This window comes from Pseudomonadota bacterium, from assembly GCA_018817425.1.
Classification (GTDB): Bacteria; Desulfobacterota; Desulfobacteria; order Desulfobacterales; family RPRI01; genus RPRI01.
In genome coordinates, this window is the sequence record JAHITX010000079.1 from 112617 (window position 1) to 129039 (window position 16423).

13 protein-coding genes and 1 tRNA gene are annotated in these 16423 nt (G+C 38.3%); 12 read left to right on the top strand and 2 right to left on the bottom strand.

What is annotated here, in order from left to right; genetic code table 11:
- Positions 1–592 precede the first annotated feature (592 nt).
- Both KKC46_13605 and KKC46_13610 read right to left on the bottom strand, forming a co-directional pair.
- Entirely contained in the window at positions 593–5047 is a 4455-nt protein-coding gene (locus KKC46_13605; protein ID MBU1054844.1) for a tetratricopeptide repeat protein, read from the bottom strand.
- A gap of 326 nt (positions 5048–5373) precedes the next feature.
- A tRNA-Arg gene (locus KKC46_13610) sits at positions 5374–5445 on the bottom strand.
- 171 nt (positions 5446–5616) lie between these two features.
- On the opposite strand from KKC46_13610, the gene KKC46_13615 reads away from it, so the two are divergent.
- The 12 genes from KKC46_13615 to KKC46_13670 all read left to right on the top strand — a co-directional run bounded on the left by KKC46_13615 (position 5617) and on the right by KKC46_13670 (position 16402).
- Positions 5617–6774 (top strand): site-specific integrase, encoded by a 1158-nt coding sequence (locus KKC46_13615; protein MBU1054845.1) that lies wholly within the window; start codon positions 5617–5619, stop codon positions 6772–6774.
- On the top strand, positions 6775–8292 hold the full coding sequence (locus KKC46_13620) for a hypothetical protein (GenBank protein ID MBU1054846.1): 1518 nt from the start codon (positions 6775–6777) through the stop codon (positions 8290–8292).
- A 126-nt stretch (positions 8293–8418) separates the two neighbouring features.
- Positions 8419–8679 carry a hypothetical protein gene (locus KKC46_13625; protein MBU1054847.1) on the top strand — a complete coding sequence of 87 codons (261 nt, stop codon included), beginning with the start codon at positions 8419–8421 and terminating at the stop codon, positions 8677–8679.
- The gene (locus KKC46_13630; GenBank protein ID MBU1054848.1) at positions 8669–8884 is read left to right on the top strand and encodes a helix-turn-helix domain-containing protein; all 216 of its coding nucleotides are present in this window, start codon (positions 8669–8671) and stop codon (positions 8882–8884) included. The genes KKC46_13625 and KKC46_13630 overlap by 11 nt, the downstream gene beginning before the upstream one ends.
- Before the next feature lie 28 nt (positions 8885–8912).
- A complete protein-coding gene (locus KKC46_13635) occupies positions 8913–9269 on the top strand; it encodes a hypothetical protein (protein MBU1054849.1) in 357 nt (118 codons plus the stop codon).
- Positions 9270–9300: 31 nt separating this feature from the next.
- Positions 9301–9939 (top strand): hypothetical protein, encoded by a 639-nt coding sequence (locus KKC46_13640; GenBank protein ID MBU1054850.1) that lies wholly within the window; start codon positions 9301–9303, stop codon positions 9937–9939.
- Between the two features lie 44 nt (positions 9940–9983).
- Positions 9984–12521 (top strand): phage tail tape measure protein, encoded by a 2538-nt coding sequence (locus tag KKC46_13645; protein ID MBU1054851.1) that lies wholly within the window; start codon positions 9984–9986, stop codon positions 12519–12521.
- A gap of 274 nt (positions 12522–12795) precedes the next feature.
- A complete protein-coding gene (locus tag KKC46_13650) occupies positions 12796–14394 on the top strand; it encodes a DNA primase (protein ID MBU1054852.1) in 1599 nt (532 codons plus the stop codon).
- A gap of 532 nt (positions 14395–14926) precedes the next feature.
- Positions 14927–15214 (top strand): hypothetical protein, encoded by a 288-nt coding sequence (locus KKC46_13655; GenBank protein ID MBU1054853.1) that lies wholly within the window; start codon positions 14927–14929, stop codon positions 15212–15214.
- A gap of 83 nt (positions 15215–15297) precedes the next feature.
- Entirely contained in the window at positions 15298–15876 is a 579-nt protein-coding gene (locus tag KKC46_13660; GenBank protein ID MBU1054854.1) for a hypothetical protein, read from the top strand.
- A 2-nt stretch (positions 15877–15878) separates the two neighbouring features.
- Positions 15879–16193, top strand: a complete 315-nt coding sequence (locus KKC46_13665) for a hypothetical protein (GenBank protein MBU1054855.1) — start codon at positions 15879–15881, stop codon at positions 16191–16193.
- Positions 16181–16402: a hypothetical protein gene (locus tag KKC46_13670; GenBank protein ID MBU1054856.1), complete on the top strand. Its 222-nt coding sequence runs from the start codon at positions 16181–16183 to the stop codon at positions 16400–16402. Before KKC46_13665 ends, KKC46_13670 begins: the two co-directional genes overlap by 13 nt.
- Positions 16403–16423 lie beyond the last annotated feature (21 nt).

Sequence of the window (16423 nt, forward strand, 5' to 3'; positions counted from 1 at the left end):
TATAATATTGGTTCATTACTGATAAATACAGGTTTTATGAGGGCATTTATATGATACAAAATTGTATTATATATGCCTTGCTACTACATTTATGTAATTATAATATTGTATAAAACTTTTTATCTACTTTAATGTAAGGGTGGAAGAAAATCAGGGAGAAGACCAAAGAAGAATAAATAAAGTATCAAAATAATGACACTGGTGTCATTATTTTGAGCTTGATGCAAATGGAATGAAATCTGTAAAGTATATATTAATGAAAAACAAAATAATTATCTAACTATAACTATCTTTATTTATTGCTTTTATAATTACCTACAATTAAAATTAAATAAAAAGTGCGGATTGGCAAGTTATTTGCTTTATATTTAAATGAAGCTCGTAATTCTCTTCTTTTCTCCTTAGCGGTCAGTTGGATTAATTCTGGCTGGCCGCTCTCCTTTATAGATCTGGAATAAGATATGAAGTTTTTTATTGTCGGATGTTTTATCTTCAAGTGTGAAAAATCGGCTGGTATTGTTATTTTATATATTTCCATAGAGCCAGTTAGGTAAAATTATAGACTAAACTGTCATGTCTCTATTACTACCCTTTATTCTATCGTTTCCAATAAGAGCTTCTTCTGTATTTCAGAGCAAAATGGTTTCAGTGTGTTAACGATTTTATCCCGCTGATCCGGCAATCTCCGGAGCAGAGTGGTTGGCAGTCCAATGGCGGCCGGATCATCTACATCTTTTAACAGAATGGATAATCCCTTCAAAACAAGGTCAAGTTCCGCCAACAGCAATTCGTCTGAACCGGCTAAAATAATCGCTGCGGCTTCGTCCAGCAACACGGTTTGAAGTTCATCCGGAACCGGATGTGACAGATCTTCATGTAAAACAATTCGTCCGTTTTGTTCATTGCAATCTTGTAGTATATCCTTAATATCTTCTGCCACCCTCTTGACCAATGCCTTAAATCCGGCAAGCCTGGGTCTTAAGTCCTTAATCTGTTCAGACGGCATGTTTTCCGGCATCTCAAGCGCAGTTGGGTTTTCAAGCTCCAGACCGGGCCTGCCCATCGTGACAGCTAATTGAGTAAGAATCCCTTGTGTGGAAATTAATAATGCCATGCGCTGAGCCAGATGAACAAACACCACCTTAGAAACAGAGGAAATGCCGTATAAAAGCCCATAAGTCCAGTCTTTAAGCATTTCTGGCGTTACTTTCGCTTTTTGGTTTTTATGCTCTGAATCAGGCTCGGGCTCATGTTTAAGACCGCCTTTCAACTTTGCAATCACTGCCTGCGCACCCTGTAATGTGGGATGCGAAGCATCAAATACCTGTTTCAACAAAAATTCAGCTTCTATGGCCATGTCCAGGGCTTTTTGGGCGTTACGGTCGGATTCCAGCTGCGCATACAAATACAGGACATTGCCGGTATGAAAAGGATGCCCCATAATTCTTGCAATGGATAAAGATTGATCCATTTCCCTGCAAGCCTGATCAATTTGCCCCATCTTTGCCAATGTCATTGACAGGTTTGTCCGGGTGGGAAGTGAGCTGGGATGTTCGTCACTCCCGTAAATCTCCTTTTTGATATTAAGTGATTTGTTATAAGCTTCAACAGCCTCTTCATTCCGACCCAGGTGAACAAGAGTGTTGGCAAGACCTGCAAGCGATGAGGCATATTCAGGATGTGTTACTGTTCCGTAAACCTGCCTTGTGATAACTAATGATTTATTAAAAGCCTCAACAGCTTCTTCATGTCGGGCCAGGTGAACAAGAGCGACTGCAAGACCATAAAGCGATGAGGTGTATTCAGGGTGTACTTCAGTTTTGTATATCTGCTTTTTGATAACTAGTGATTTATTATAAGCCTCAAAGGCTTCTTCATATCGGCTCATATGATCAAGAGCATTGGCAAGACCATGAAGCGATGAGGCGTATTCAGGGTGTACTTCTGTTCCGTAAACCTGTTTTGTCATAACTAGTGATTTATTATAAGTCTCAACAGCCTCTTCGTATCGACCCAGGTTATAAAGAGCGCCTGCAAGACCGTTAAGTAATGATACGTATTCAGGTCGTACTTCTGTCTCATAAACCTGCTTTGTGATAACCAGTGATTTATTATAAGCCTCAACGGCTTCTTTGTATCGGCCCAGACGATCAAGAGCGCCGGCAAGACCATGAAGTGATACAGCGTATTCAGGTCGTGTTTCTGTTTCATAAACCTGCTTTGTGATAACCAGTGATTTATTATAAGCCTCAACGGCTTCTTTGTATCGGCCCAGACGATCAAGAACATCGGCAAGACCGTGAAGCGAGGCAGCGTATGAAGAGTGTGTTTCTGTTCCATAAACCTGCTTAGTGATAACTAGTGATTTATTATAAGCTTCGGCGGACTCTTCATATTGGCCCAAATTATAAAGTGCGTTGGCAAGACCGTGAAGCCCCTGAACCTCGGCAATTCCTGCTGTTTCACGTTTACGGGCGGATTCAATTATTTCCTGATAATCGGCGGCGGCAAGCTCATATCGGCCAAGAGCATTATGAAGATTGCCTCTTATTGAAAGAAGACTTTCTGCTAAATCACTTACAGGGGAAAGGGCAATAACCGAATCCAGCACTTTCCCGGATTCTGCATAACGAGATGTAGTATAGTAATGACTTACCAGATCGGCAGCCGTGGGAGCTGCCACATCGGCCTTTCCGGCCTTTACCAGATGATAAACTGCTTCTTCTGCAAAAACCAAACGTTTTTCAGTTTTAAAGGCTTCTTTGTACCAAAGTCCGATGCATAAATGGTCTTTAGGCAGTGCAAAACCGCAAAGCTTTTCTGCAAAGCAGCTCACACTATCCTGCATTCCGTAAAATTTGCCGGAATATTTTGAGATCAGACCCAAGCTTTCAAGCCTTTGAGTTTGGTTTCCGAAAGTTTTTACCGCATCCATAGGAGCGGGACACCTTAATGTGGTTAAGATCCGCAACTGATCTCTGGCTGTATCATCGAGCCTTTTCCAGATATGCGATAACATAAGGTCTTCGTTGGCCGATTTTTCATCTGTCTGGGGCAAGGCATCTTTAATCGCAGCTTGCCATCTTGCATCTGAAATATCATCTTCGGATGTAAGGGGATCAAAAATTTCTTTAAACAGGCCTTCAAGATAGATCATTGTTCGTGCATGGCCGTTTAGCCATTTGATGATTTTCTTTTTATGTGCATGTGGAATTTGCCGCAGGTATGGAAACCAACGCATCATACGCTCGATTTCTGATGGGCGCAGCAAGCCTACCTGAAAATTATCTTTTCTTTCAAGCTCTTTTAATAAATAGCGGGTTGTGGCTATCAGCGTGAGCGGGCCGCCATAAACAGCACCTGAGACTGCGATTTGCCACCATTTTTCAATTTCGGAAGATGCCCAGGCTCCAAGATCGCTGTTTTCGGAATCTGTTTTTATCTGAAGCGATTCGGCATTGTCCAGATATATAAGCCAGGGTTCTTTAATAGCTGTAATCATTTCGCCAAGCAATATTTTAGGGTCTTGATTTTGTTTATGCGTTTCCAGTATGTTTACCAGGATATCGGGAAATGCATCCTGTAGCTGGTCTGTCATTTGCTCCCAAAGATCCTGAACGGGATTTGCGGCTTTATTCGCACGGGCAGCATCAAGTACTACTATTTTATCATGTTCTATACCAAGTTTTGGAATCAGTTTGACTGCAAGAGAGGTTTTCCCGATACCACCAAGGCCATAAAGCACAAAAACGCGCTGTCCCTTGATGTGGCTTTGTCTGAGCGTTGCCAGATCCTTGCGCCTGCCGATAAATCCGTCTATGCCGGAATGCATCATATCCAGAGAATAAACTGGCGATTCGCTTCGATGCAGCTCTTGTTCCAGTACATAAATATTATCGGCGGCGGCTTTCCCCTTGCTTATGGGAGTGTCGTTACCACGCAGGTAAAGCACCAGTTGTGCCCAGCCCAGTGGGTAGCGATAACAATGATCTTTTTCTCCCAACACCCCGGCCATAAAAAGACGGGCGCTACGCATAGATTCGGTAAGCCGCTTGCCTGCTGCCAAGCCACCATAGAAAGCAACTTCAGCTTGGGTTGACAATTGATCTCCTGCCGGACCCATATAGGCCACAACAGCCGGACATCCCTCCTTTTGCAGGGTGGTTGCGAAGGTGGACATGCCGGATGCTCCGTAAGAAGACGCCAAATAAAAAACCTGGGGCAAACCATGCTGTCCGTCAACTGCAAAGGCCCGCATCTCCTTTAAAAGATCTGAAATAGGGATCTCGACGTTTTCACCGGTTTCATTTTCAAACAATAGCTTACCAGGGCTGCCGTGTCCGGTAAAATGAACCACGGTAGGGTTGATGCTCTGTATAGCACGAACCAAATCCCTTACAGTACCCAAATCGGAAAAAACAACGGCGTCTTTTGCGGCTTGCTGCATGGAAAGAACAAGGCGGTAAGCTTCTTCTTCATACATTAACGAACTTTGCCCCTCGTCATCCTCCGGGGCGGCGATATGCACCAGCACTCTGAAAGGCTTAGTCTGTGGCTTAAGACCAGGCGCATTAGCTACGCTGACTTCACGAACCACATCAAGGCGAGCTTCTTTTACCGGAAAGCGGCCGTCTATATAAAGAAGTTCCCATGGCAAAGCCAGAACACGGTCTGCCCAATCGCCGTCAACAACGATGCGAAGCAATGGTATCTTGGTGCTATTCATAATCTCTGTAAGGGTTAGTCGCCCCATATCATCGAGTACTTCGGCCAAACCGGTTCCGATCAAAATAGCCTGTTCGTAAATAGCCGACTCCAAAGCGTTTTCTTTAGCACCCATTGCTCCCTTGGGATCACAGGGCAAGGGCAGGTGGGTCATTTTTTCCAATTGCGCAAGCTTTTGTATAAATTCATCATCTGTAAACGCAAAAGCTGTTTGTGAAACTTCACGACCGCCTAAAGTGACCGACAGGTTTTCGGGAACCGTCTTATCTTTTGAATGAATATTAAGAATCAACTCATCAGGCAGTGTATTAAGCTCGGTCATTTATATTTCCTTTGTAATAAATAAATTTTGTAATTTTCCAGAGTACCGGTATCGTTAATACAGAGTATGTAAGTTCAAGTAAACAATCTTTTAATATTTTAAAAGAGAAAATGGTCAAATTAGAACATACATATTTTGATCGTTACAATATAGGCAATGATGAGGATTTGAAAAGGGCTGCACAATTACAAGAGACTTATTTGCAAACATAACTAAAGGAGATGAATGTTGTTCAAATTTAGATTTGAGTCACAACATTTTCACAACACACCTGAAAATCTTGCCAAAAAGATGTTAGCTTAAATGCGCTAACATCATGTATTTATTGGTACCCCCGGCAGGAATCGGACCTGCGGCCAATGGATTAGGAATCCATTTTTTCTATAAATTTACACTACATCACTAAAAATAATTTGACATCATTCTACATATAAAATATAGATGTTACAAGTCTTCACGGTAGTATTTATTTTCACTGCAAATCATGGGTTTTAATCGGTTAGGGTAGCTATAGGGTATCAAGGAGCGGCAAACGGATTGCCAAAAAGTTTTAAAAAGTGAGCCGAAAAATGAAAAGACGACTTACAAAATATCAGGGAGTATATGAGCGGGAATCTGAGGAAAGTATTTTCAAAGGAAAGCCGGATATCTGTTTTGATATTACCTACAAATCGGATGGGAAAAAAGTTTGGGAGAAAGTTGGCTGGTTAAGTGAAGGATATTCGGCAAAACTTGCTTCAGATATCAGGGCTGAAAGGATTCGCTCTATCCGGCACGGTAAAGAATTACCCAAACAAAAAGCCAAGGTTCCATCTATGCGTGATGTATGGGCTAAATATATATCCTGGGCGGAAACCAATAAAGCAAGATCCGGCCGGGATGATATAAGTCGATACACAAATCATTTGAAAGATCGTTTTGAAAATAAACGGTTAAACGAAATTTCCTCTTTTGATTTAGAGCGCTTAAAATCAGATCTTACTAAGGATGGACTTTCACCTGCAACAGTTAAGCATTGCCTGATTTTAATAAGACAGATTTATAATAAAGCCAAGATATGGGGCATCTATAAAGGAGAAAACCCTATTCAAGGCGTAAAAATGCCCTCTCTGCAAAATCAGAGAACACGTTTTTTAACTCATGAAGAAGCAAACCTGCTATTAAGTTTTTTAAAGGAAAAATCATTAACCAATCTTTATGATATAAGCTTGCTGGCCCTTCATACAGGCATGCGTGCGGGAGAAATATTTAATATTAAAGCTTTTGATCTTAATTTTTCCGAAGAAGTCATACGTATATCCGATCCCAAAAATAAACGAACCCGCTTTGCCTATATGACGCGGGCTGTAAAAGATGTTTTGCAAAAGAGAATTCCATCTACTCCGGAAGGTTTTGTTTTTCCGGATTGCAACGGTAATAAAGCAAAAGCAGTATCTCAAGCTTTCATGCGGATTGTAAACAAACTTGGCTTTAATGAAGGTATCTCAGATCCAAGGGAAAAGGTAAGTTTCCATTCCCTTCGGCATACATTTGCATCATGGCTTTGCATGCAGGGAGAGCCGTTGACAACAGTAAAAGAGCTTCTTGGACACCAGACTATGGCCTTGACGGAAAGGTACAGCCATTTATTGCCGGATCATAAGCGTAGGGCAACCGTAATTCTTGAAAATAATTTTGAAAGAACCAATCACAAAAATAGTTTAGAAAAACTTAAAAGGGCAGAATAAATGCAACTCTCAACCGAAGATATTCAAGAGTTGGTTAAAAAGCGCGTTCAGGAAGAAAACAAAATAATAGCGCAACAGAATAAAGCTAAAATAATAAAATTATATAATAATAGAAAAAGAACTTCTTTGAACAAAAAAGAGCAAGAAATTGATTCAAAATGTTTACTCGATATTTTATTGAAAGATAGGATTGGAAAAAACATTATTTATCCGGTATTTCAAAGAAGTAGACGGATATATAATGATATGGAGCGATATACAGAAGTTACCTATGAAGATGAACACTTTGAAAAAATAAAAGATGTAACAAATAAAGCCTTTTACTCTAATTGGTGTCCATTTGTAGGAGATCTTACACCATTAGCTGATGGTATTAGCAAACTGAATTATGAATATAATTTATTCGATGCATACAGACTTTTATTAAAAATCCGTTATTCGTTGTTTAAAATAACTTCAGCAGATTTAGCCCGTCAATTAAAATTATTTTATCGGCCGCACCTCTTTGGAATAAGCAATGAGAATGATAATTCAGCTTATATTATAAGAACAAAAAATGATTGTGTAAATTATATGTCATATGATTGTTTTCCAAGCTCAAAATATATTGAGGATATTAGTGGATTATCGAAAAAACTTCTTGATATATATAGAAAACTTTATGTGCAGTTCAATTTTTTTATAAATAGAGGAAGAGGTAAAAAATTTATAATAAGTGTAGCCAATGATTTCTTTGAATTGCCTGATTTTGATTTTAACGCATCAATCCAAACTTTAAAGGATTGTTATACAAAAAACCATGCGGATTTACTTCCTGATGATAAAATGATTTTTGCGTTGAGTATCGAATGGATTAATAAAGACATGACCAAAATAAAAAGGAAAATTACTTTTGAAGAGATTACTCTCATATTGTCTTTGGTTTTTATTGTGTATGTTTTACGTGGAGTATTTTTAAGCAAAGAGGCATATGATGTAAAACGAAACGAACTTTATTTGATGACAAAAAAATATGTCAAAGGCTTTGTGAAAATACAAGATTATTTTGATAAATTCGATTATATAAAGAAAAAACCAATAGAGGTCTTAAAAGATAAAGAACAAGAATCTAAAAACAGAAGTAATGCAAAAAAAATAGATCATGAAAAGAAGAGATTTGCTGTAGTAGCTGCTGATGCTGAACTTTTGAGGATTGGGGAAAAAATAATTAGTGATAGAAAAGCCTTGAAAAAACATTTAACAGATTTAAGTAAAAAGAATAATGATAATTCTGCCTTATCTATTTCAAAAGAAGATACAATAATATTAAATCGCAAAAAAGGATGGAGAAACGCTCTTGCAGGAGAAATTTTATCATATATTAGAAGTAAAAAAACTCTTTCTGAAGAATATAAGAATCTGATGAAAAATCATAATGAAAACCTGCCAAAAAAATCCGCAAAAATAGACCCATACAAAATTTTAGATAAACCTCAAAAACTCCTTAAATTAATAAGCAATAATTTTCAAAAGATTTAGGACTCTACAATGTAGAATCCTAAACATATTGATTTTATTCAATTTTTTCTTGCATGCCATCGTTATCATAAGGTATTTTATTACCTACTTGAACATTAAATAGTATTTAAAAGTAGGAGGTAAAACATGTCAGAAAAAATCGACTTTGATTTTGATAAATTATTAAAAAATTGGCCTTCCCTTCTTGTGCCCCGGAATAAGCTTTCTGAATTTTCTGGCGGCATTTTAAATCCGAAAACTGTTAAAACTTTAGACTCTTCCGGCCGTGGTATTCCCGGCCGCTTTCGTTGTGGCCGCCTTATTGTCTATCCTTCAAAAAACGTTGTCAAGTTTTTAAAAGATAGATCTTCTGCAGTTATAAATCATGAGGTGCACAATGTTAAATAAACATATAAATAATACTAAAAAAATTGCTCTTACTCCTAAAAATATATGTGAAATGTATGGGTGTAATTTGGGCACATTAGCAAATCTTAGAGCTGCAAAAAAAGGACCCCGATACTATAAGGTCGGAAGTAAAATTTACTACAAAAAGAAAGATTTTGAAGCGTGGTTTTTTTCGGAGCCAGTATTAACATCTGATTGCTGTTAATTAATTTATTTTAAAAAGGAGGAGTCACATGGATGAGCAAACTGAAACAAGTTTTGAAGATCTAAAAGAAAAACTCAAGGATTTACCAGGTGAAGAAATTATGGAAATTTTTTGTCGTAGTGACGAAACAAACTTTCATAATGAATTGATTAAGCAAATTAAAAATATACTTTCTCCTATGGTACATTTGTTTTCAATTTTATCTGCTGTATGTCTTAGTATCGATCCCGACATTTCCGCTAAAAACAAAGCAATTCAAAATATTTTAACTGAAGAAATCAACAGTTTCCCAAACGAAAAGATTTATGAATTGCAAAAGATTATTGCGGCGCGTGTCATTTTGCTGAATACCCGTACAAGTGAACTGTACAAAAACAAAAGATAAAAGAAGTTTAAACAGGTTCAGGATATAGTTTATGGATGCAATAAGAATTAATCCGAAAGATCTTGAAGAAGTAAGAAAAACATTAAGATTTTTACGCGGTGAAGAAACGACAAAGGCATTAATGAGAAGTCTAAACAAGACTGTGATTGGTGTTAAAACCGATGCATCTGTTGAGATCCGGAAAAGCGTAGCTGCAAAAAAAACGGTAGTTGATAAAACATTCAAGACACCAAAAGCAAGCATAAATTCATTGAAGGCGTCGTTTATATGTACCGGTAGGCCTTTGCCTCTTATCAATTATAATGTCAAGCAAACAAATACTGGTGTTTTGGTTCAGGTTAAAAAAAATCGGCCACTTAAGATTATACCTAAGGCTTTTATTGCAACTGTTCGGACTGCAAAGCAAAAGGAGCTTGGTTATGCGGGCCATAAAGGTGTTTTCTGGAGAAAATGGCATGAGAAAAAAACTCTGAGTAAAAAAGGTAGGTTTTTTGCGGCGGGCACACTTCCGGCAAAATATAGACTTCCAATCGAGCAACTGTTCGGCCCTCGTATCTCTGATATTATAAGTAATAAACCTATTATTGATAAAATACAGAAAAAAGCCTGTGAACGGCTTATCAAAAATACAGAGCGGGAAGTTGATTTCCTGCTTAGCAAGGCAAAATAAAAAAAAATAAGAATCCTTATGATAGATAAAAACGGAGGTATCAAATGGCTGATTTGGCAAAGACTGTAGAAATTGTTTTTGGAGGGAAAAATGATTTGTCCAGGACGATCAGGAGTGTAGAAAAAGATATAAATAGTATTGCCGATCCGCTTGCAGGCGCTGCAGAAAAAGTTCTTGCACTTGATGCAGCTCTGATGGCTATGGCGGTCGGCGGCATGGCCTATGCCATAAAAACCGCCGGTGAATTTTCCGGGCAATTCAGCGAGATCACAACTCTTTTGTCTGATACCGGCGCACCGGTGGAAACATTCAGAAAAGACATTCTTGATTACTCCACGGATTCTGTAAAAAGCATAGATCAAATAAATGCTGCTATTTATAGCGCTATATCCGCAGGCGTTGATTATAAGGATTCGGTTGCTTTTGTAAATGAGGCGGAAAAGCTTTCCGTTGCGGGCCGGGCGGATCTCGGTGCAACTACGGTTGCGTTGATAAGTACACTTAATGCCTATGGCGAATCAACAGATCAGGCCGGTAAATATTCAGACATAATGTTCAACACGGTTAAGGTCGGACAAACTACCATAGAAGAGCTTGCATCTTCTTTGTCAAAAGTAACCGGTATTGCCGCAAATACCGGCGTTCCGTTTGAAACGCTTTCGGCGGCGGTTGCTGCACTTACCGTAGCCGGTGCGCCCACATCTGAAGCTATTACAGGCATCAAAGCAGCTCTCACTAATATAATTAAACCTTCAAAAGATGCTTCCGATATGGCGGATGCGCTTGGAATACAATTTAATGCTACTGCTCTTAAAACCAGAGGTTTTGAGGGTGTGCTTAAAGATGTTTATACGGCAACCGGTGGCAATACTGAAAAAATGGGCAAACTGTTCGGTTCTACAGAAGCACTGAATGCGGTTTTTGTTTTGGCTGCTGACAAGTCCGGCAAATTTAAAGATGCTCTTGAAAGCATGGGGGATGCAGCCGGTTCAACTCAGATTGCTTATGACAAGGTTGCAAATGAATTTGAAAATGTAAACCAGCGGCTTGCAAATAATTTTGAAGTAACACTTATTACAATCGGCCAAAAACTATTGCCGGAATATGGTGAAATTGCAAATTCACTTTCCAGTGTTTTCAAAGGAATTAAGGTTGGTATTGATGCCGGCGCTTTCGATCAGCTTTTTGATTATTTGGGTAAGACCGGTAAATCAATTTCTGAGTGGCTTAACGAAGTTGCTAAAGCATTTCCTGAAGCACTAGGGCGAATAGATATTTCAGGGCTTATTAGTTCTTTGCAAAGCGTCGGAGACGCTATAGCAGAATTGTTTCAGACCGACAAGGACGCACCGGAAGCATTGGCAGAAACTATACAATTTGTAGTGGATTCATTAAAGTCATTGACTGATGTCACTAAAGGAATCGGAGAGGTATTTGCTCCATTAGTCAATTTTGCCAAGGAGGCAGTGGAAGGATTCAACTCTTTGGATGGAAAAACAAAAGAGTTGATTGGGAACGTACTTGGGCTGTCTTTAGCTTTCAAGGCATTCGGTCCAGTTTCATTGATTATGCTTGGCCTTGGTTCCGACACCGAGACTGCAACTAAAATTATCCGGGTTAGTTTTGCAGCTGTTGAAAACGGTATAAACGCGCTTAAGGTTGGAGTTTTGGCGCTTGCATTAGCAACCGCAAACGCAATGCTTGGTATGGGAAAGTTTCTTGATAGCCTTCCATTTTATGACAATGTTGAGGGCATCGACAGGGCAACAGAGCGTGTCAAAATCTTAGGTAAAGCATTAAATGAAGCGGAAGATGATCTTGAACAATCAAGCCGAAAGGTAATTGATGCTTTTAACGGAGTTGACACAAGCGCAAAAGAATTTAAAAAGACTATAGAAAGTACTCCCAAGGCTATAAATGTTACCGCAGGAATAAAAGTGGAGGATACAGGGAAAGACTCACAAGAAGTAATTGATTTGATCCTGCATCCTAACGATTACCGGAAAGATCCTTTAATTCAATCCATCGTTATCCAACCTGATGAAAAAAAACTTGCTGATACTGTTAAGACGGTTGAAGAAGCATTACCTGAAGAAAAGAAAATGTTAATCACACCTGAAATCGAAATAGCAAAGATCAAAGCTCAGACGGATATAATCCAGGAAGCAATCAGTTGGAAAGCAAAGATTGATATTGCTGAAATTGAAGCCGGCACTGAAAAAATTAAGGCGGCTTTTGATTCTATAAATAAAACAATTGAAAGTACCGGCTCGCTTGAATCCGACCTGTTTAAATCATTGCTTGGTGATGATGTGCAGGGCAGTAAGAAATGGGCAATTGAAGAAGCTATAAAAAAAGAACAGGCTTCCCGTGAAAAAGCATTAGAGCTTCAAGAAGATTTTACCAGGGCACAAATAGAATTAATGCAACAACAAGCCTCTTCATTAGCCAGGGGTGATGCTATGATAACTATCAATGGTGAAGGCCTTCAGCCACACCTTGAAGCATTTATGTTCGAAATTCTTTCGGCAATACAGATCAGGGCAAATGCCGAAGGACAGAATTTTCTTTTGGGGTTATAAGGCCAGGGATATATTTATCTATTATCAAAAATCTTCCAGCTTTTCCCCGGAACCCCTTATGTTTTCTTTCCGGCCAAATGTCCAATTACTTCCAGGATTGGCTGTTATGATATATGAAGCGGGTCCTTTGCCGGGACTGATTGTATACGGGTCGCAGAGGCTCAAAAACCGTGTCCATATAATTTTTCAATCCTAAACCGGAAAAAAGGAATTTTGACTTCATTTTGATGATAACTACTAAACACTTATACTTGAAATTAGGAGTTAGTAATACTTGAATTCAGACATTAAAAAAGAGCCGGAAGAAAATTCTTCTTTATCAGATAGTGCAGAGATCCGGAAGCTGGTTGAAGATCGTAAATTGGATGAAGCAAAGTCTTTAGAGGGAAAACAAGACTCAAAATCTAATATACAGGTAATTGATACAAAATTTGTTATAGATTGCTTGTATAAAAACGAGGTTGGTGATGGGGTGCTTTTTTCGGAGCTTCATAAAGATAAGTATGTATTTGATAAAAATGATAAAACTTGGTTCATTTTTAACGGACACCATTGGGAAATTGATATTTTAAATTGTTCCAGGCGAGACGTAGAAAATGTTTGTCAAAGGTATTTAGACGAAGCCTTTTCTCTCGGTTATAAATTAAAAAATCCGGGTGCGGATAAGGATGAACAAAAAGAAATATTAAATACCCAATCCAAAATATATAAGCGCGTATTTAAGCTAAGATCCGAAAACGGGCGTCACAGATGCCTTGAATGTGCGCACACAAACCAACAAAATTCGCTTGCAGTAGCAGGAAATGAAGTTTTCGATTTAGATCCTTATTTACTTGGGGTTTCAAATGGTGTGGTTGATCTTAGGACCGGCATACTCAGAGCAGGCAGGCCTGATGACTATATTTTTAGGGCGTCTCCTCATGAATGGAAGGATATAAACGAACCTGCACTAAAATGGCAGGAATTTTTAGAAAGTACTTTTTCCGATGATAATAACATAATATCTTTTGTTCAGCGTCTTTTTGGGTATGCGATTTCAGGTCTTACCTCACAACGTAAATTTATTATACTGCACGGTCAGGGACAAAACGGCAAAGGTGTTTTAATAAATTTATTTTATCATGTTATGGGGCCGCTTGCTGTGCCGATTCAGGCTGAAATGTTACTTGACCAGGGTAGAACACGTAGCTCTTCAGCTCCAAGTCCGGACATAATGGCCCTAAAAGGTGTTCGAATGGCTTTCGCTTCGGAATCCGATGAAGGCCGTCGTTTTTCAGCTTCCCGAGTCAAATGGCTAAGTGGGGGTGACAAACTGGTAGGCCGGACGCCCCATGCAAGCTATGATACCGCATTTTCTCCAAGCCACATGCTATGTCTTTTAACCAACAATAAGCCGCACGCCGCTTCTCATGAATTTGCATTATGGGAACGTGTAATTCTTATACCATTTGAAATAAGCTTTGTTGATCGTGAACCTAAAGCGGCAAATGAGCGCCGGGCAGATTTATTTCTGGAAGATAAATTAAAAAAAGAGGCCTCTGGAATACTTGCCTGGTTGGTAAAAGGTTTTATTCGGTGGATGGAAATAGGGCTTTCACCTCCGTCAATCGTAGAGGATGCCACTAAAAAATACCGCCGTGAAGAAGATCTGCTGGCTGATTTTATAGAAGAAAACTGTTATACCAGTGATGACCCATCATTAAAAACCAGCGCATCTTTGCTTTATACTGCTTTCGATACTTGGTTTATCGCTAATATCAGCAAAAAAAGTATAACTCCAAAAAAATTATCAAAGCTATTACAAAAAGCAGGTTTTGAGCGAGTAAAAGAAGGCACGATTTATTATTATGGAATCGGTTTAATTTCAGAGTGATTTATCTTCTTTTTTGGAGTTTTGGAACATTGGAAGTTAATGTCAAAAAAAATATTAAATTCTAAAAATTAAATATTAAAAAAAACAGTGCCCAAGTCCTTCCAATCTTCCAGCGTGAGCATATAATCTATTAATATTATATTATATATAAAAATAATCTTTTTTTATATCTTCCATTTTTTGGAACATTTGGAAGATTGGAAGCAATATTAAAAAAGAATAAATATTAAAATATTAAATATAAAAAAAGATATACCCCATAGAATGTTCCAATGTTCCAAATGAAATACATAATACATTAATATTATTATATATATAAAGGTTGCTCTTTTTTTCAATGTTCCAGAAATGTTCCAGAATAAAATAATGAATTTTTGAATGTTCCAAAAAAAATAATGGACTTTCGGACGTTCTTTCCTTTGGTTGGATAAAAGGGGGAAGGCAAATTTTAATATAAAAAGAGGAACTCTGGAACCTGTAAAAATAATCGGAATTATTTTCGGTTAAATCGGAATTATTAAGGATTTTGTTGATGAAATCTTTTGCAGGAAAATTAACCAAAGCACAGCAGCTTAATGATTTGATACGCTGGCATGCGGAAAATGGCCACCTGCTATATAGGGAAAGCTGGGATGAGTTGGCCCGCCTATATTTTATTAAGTATGGTGAAAAAATTATTCCGCTTTGGGCTAAATACCGCCAAGAAAACAATACCAAAACAACCATTTCTCAATATTTAGAAAGATCCGGCATAGCAGACAAAGTTATTGAGATCTGTATCAAAATGAATATGGAGGTATCCAATAGAATACGTCGGTAAGAAACAATACAAATATCAATTCCAGTTTATGCTGGCTGTCAGTAAATGACGCTTTTTAAAATTTCAAAGGAGAAATGTTTTAAATGGATAAATCAACAGATGATAATAACGGCCAGGTTGTAATTGAAAAAAGACCGTCTCTGAAAAACCGCCTGGAAGTGTTGAGTTGGTTGAAGAGCCAAGGTTGCCAGATCGGTAAAACAAAAATATATGCCGATTCCGAATCAGGGAAACTCCGCCTGCAGCCGGACGGCTCAATCTTGTTAGCAGATGTTGAATTATACAAGCAAGCGTATCTCTCACCCCGGAAAAAGGCCTTCGCTGTGGCAGGAATTGAGATTCTACAGCGAGAAAATCTTGAGTTAGATGCAGAAATAAAACGAGAGAAGAAAGCAAAGCTGCAATGGGAGAGAGAAAAGGAAATTGGTAAATATATTCTGCGTGATGATTTTGAGATGGAGGTAACTGCAAGAGCTATTGTATTAGATGCCAGCCTGAAGCAAATGGTTAGCTTAAAAGCACTTGATTGGGTGTCTATAGTCCAGGGCAATCATAAACTTGTTAAAGACATGACTGATGCAATTCTTCGATGCATAGAGGAAGCTTTGAATGATTATGCCAATACAGATAAATTTCAGGTAGTATTTCAAAAGGAAGAATAATTATGCTTTTTAAGAATAGAAGAATTTTAAGCGGCATTGATGCAATAACAAAGTATCTTGGTCTTAGCTCAACAAGTATTGCTGTCATAGATTGGTATAAAGAATATGATCTTCCGATGCAAAAGAAAAATGGTATTTGGACAGCAGATAAGCGTGAGCTAAATCAATGGCTCCGGGAACATGAGTTTTTAATTAAGGAAGAAATACCGGCAATATATGAACCGGTGCTGACAATACAGTCAACAAAGGGCAGGTTTGGATTCATAGAACATAAATTAATGCGTGGCAAAAAGGAGATAAGAACATGGAAAAGTTAAATTGGTTTACGATGGAGCATAAAAATGGGGTTAAAACTTTGTTTGTTACCAAGTCAGACAAGATGGAAACGCTGATATATAGTCATGATTATCAGCATAATGGTCCGAGGTCGCTTGAAAATGACACAGAGTCTCTTGAGAGGGGAGCGCATCCTATAGCTGAAAGCTGGAGCGGGAACAACTTGAAAAAAATTAATTCAATATTTTAGGTTTGCTAAAATATTGTAACA

Excerpts from the sequence above, each read along its gene's own strand:
- KKC46_13605 (MBU1054844.1), bottom strand. The coding sequence starts at position 5,047 with ATGACCGAGCTTAATACACTGCCTGATGAGTTGATTCTTAATATTCAT.
- KKC46_13615 (MBU1054845.1), top strand. The coding sequence starts at position 5,617 with ATGAAAAGACGACTTACAAAATATCAGGGAGTATATGAGCGGGAATCT.
- KKC46_13620 (MBU1054846.1), top strand. The coding sequence starts at position 6,775 with ATGCAACTCTCAACCGAAGATATTCAAGAGTTGGTTAAAAAGCGCGTT.
- KKC46_13625 (MBU1054847.1), top strand. The coding sequence starts at position 8,419 with ATGTCAGAAAAAATCGACTTTGATTTTGATAAATTATTAAAAAATTGG.
- KKC46_13630 (MBU1054848.1), top strand. The coding sequence starts at position 8,669 with ATGTTAAATAAACATATAAATAATACTAAAAAAATTGCTCTTACTCCT.
- KKC46_13635 (MBU1054849.1), top strand. The coding sequence starts at position 8,913 with ATGGATGAGCAAACTGAAACAAGTTTTGAAGATCTAAAAGAAAAACTC.
- KKC46_13640 (MBU1054850.1), top strand. The coding sequence starts at position 9,301 with ATGGATGCAATAAGAATTAATCCGAAAGATCTTGAAGAAGTAAGAAAA.
- KKC46_13645 (MBU1054851.1), top strand. The coding sequence starts at position 9,984 with ATGGCTGATTTGGCAAAGACTGTAGAAATTGTTTTTGGAGGGAAAAAT.
- KKC46_13655 (MBU1054853.1), top strand. The coding sequence starts at position 14,927 with ATGAAATCTTTTGCAGGAAAATTAACCAAAGCACAGCAGCTTAATGAT.
- KKC46_13660 (MBU1054854.1), top strand. The coding sequence starts at position 15,298 with ATGGATAAATCAACAGATGATAATAACGGCCAGGTTGTAATTGAAAAA.
- KKC46_13665 (MBU1054855.1), top strand. The coding sequence starts at position 15,879 with ATGCTTTTTAAGAATAGAAGAATTTTAAGCGGCATTGATGCAATAACA.
- KKC46_13670 (MBU1054856.1), top strand. The coding sequence starts at position 16,181 with ATGGAAAAGTTAAATTGGTTTACGATGGAGCATAAAAATGGGGTTAAA.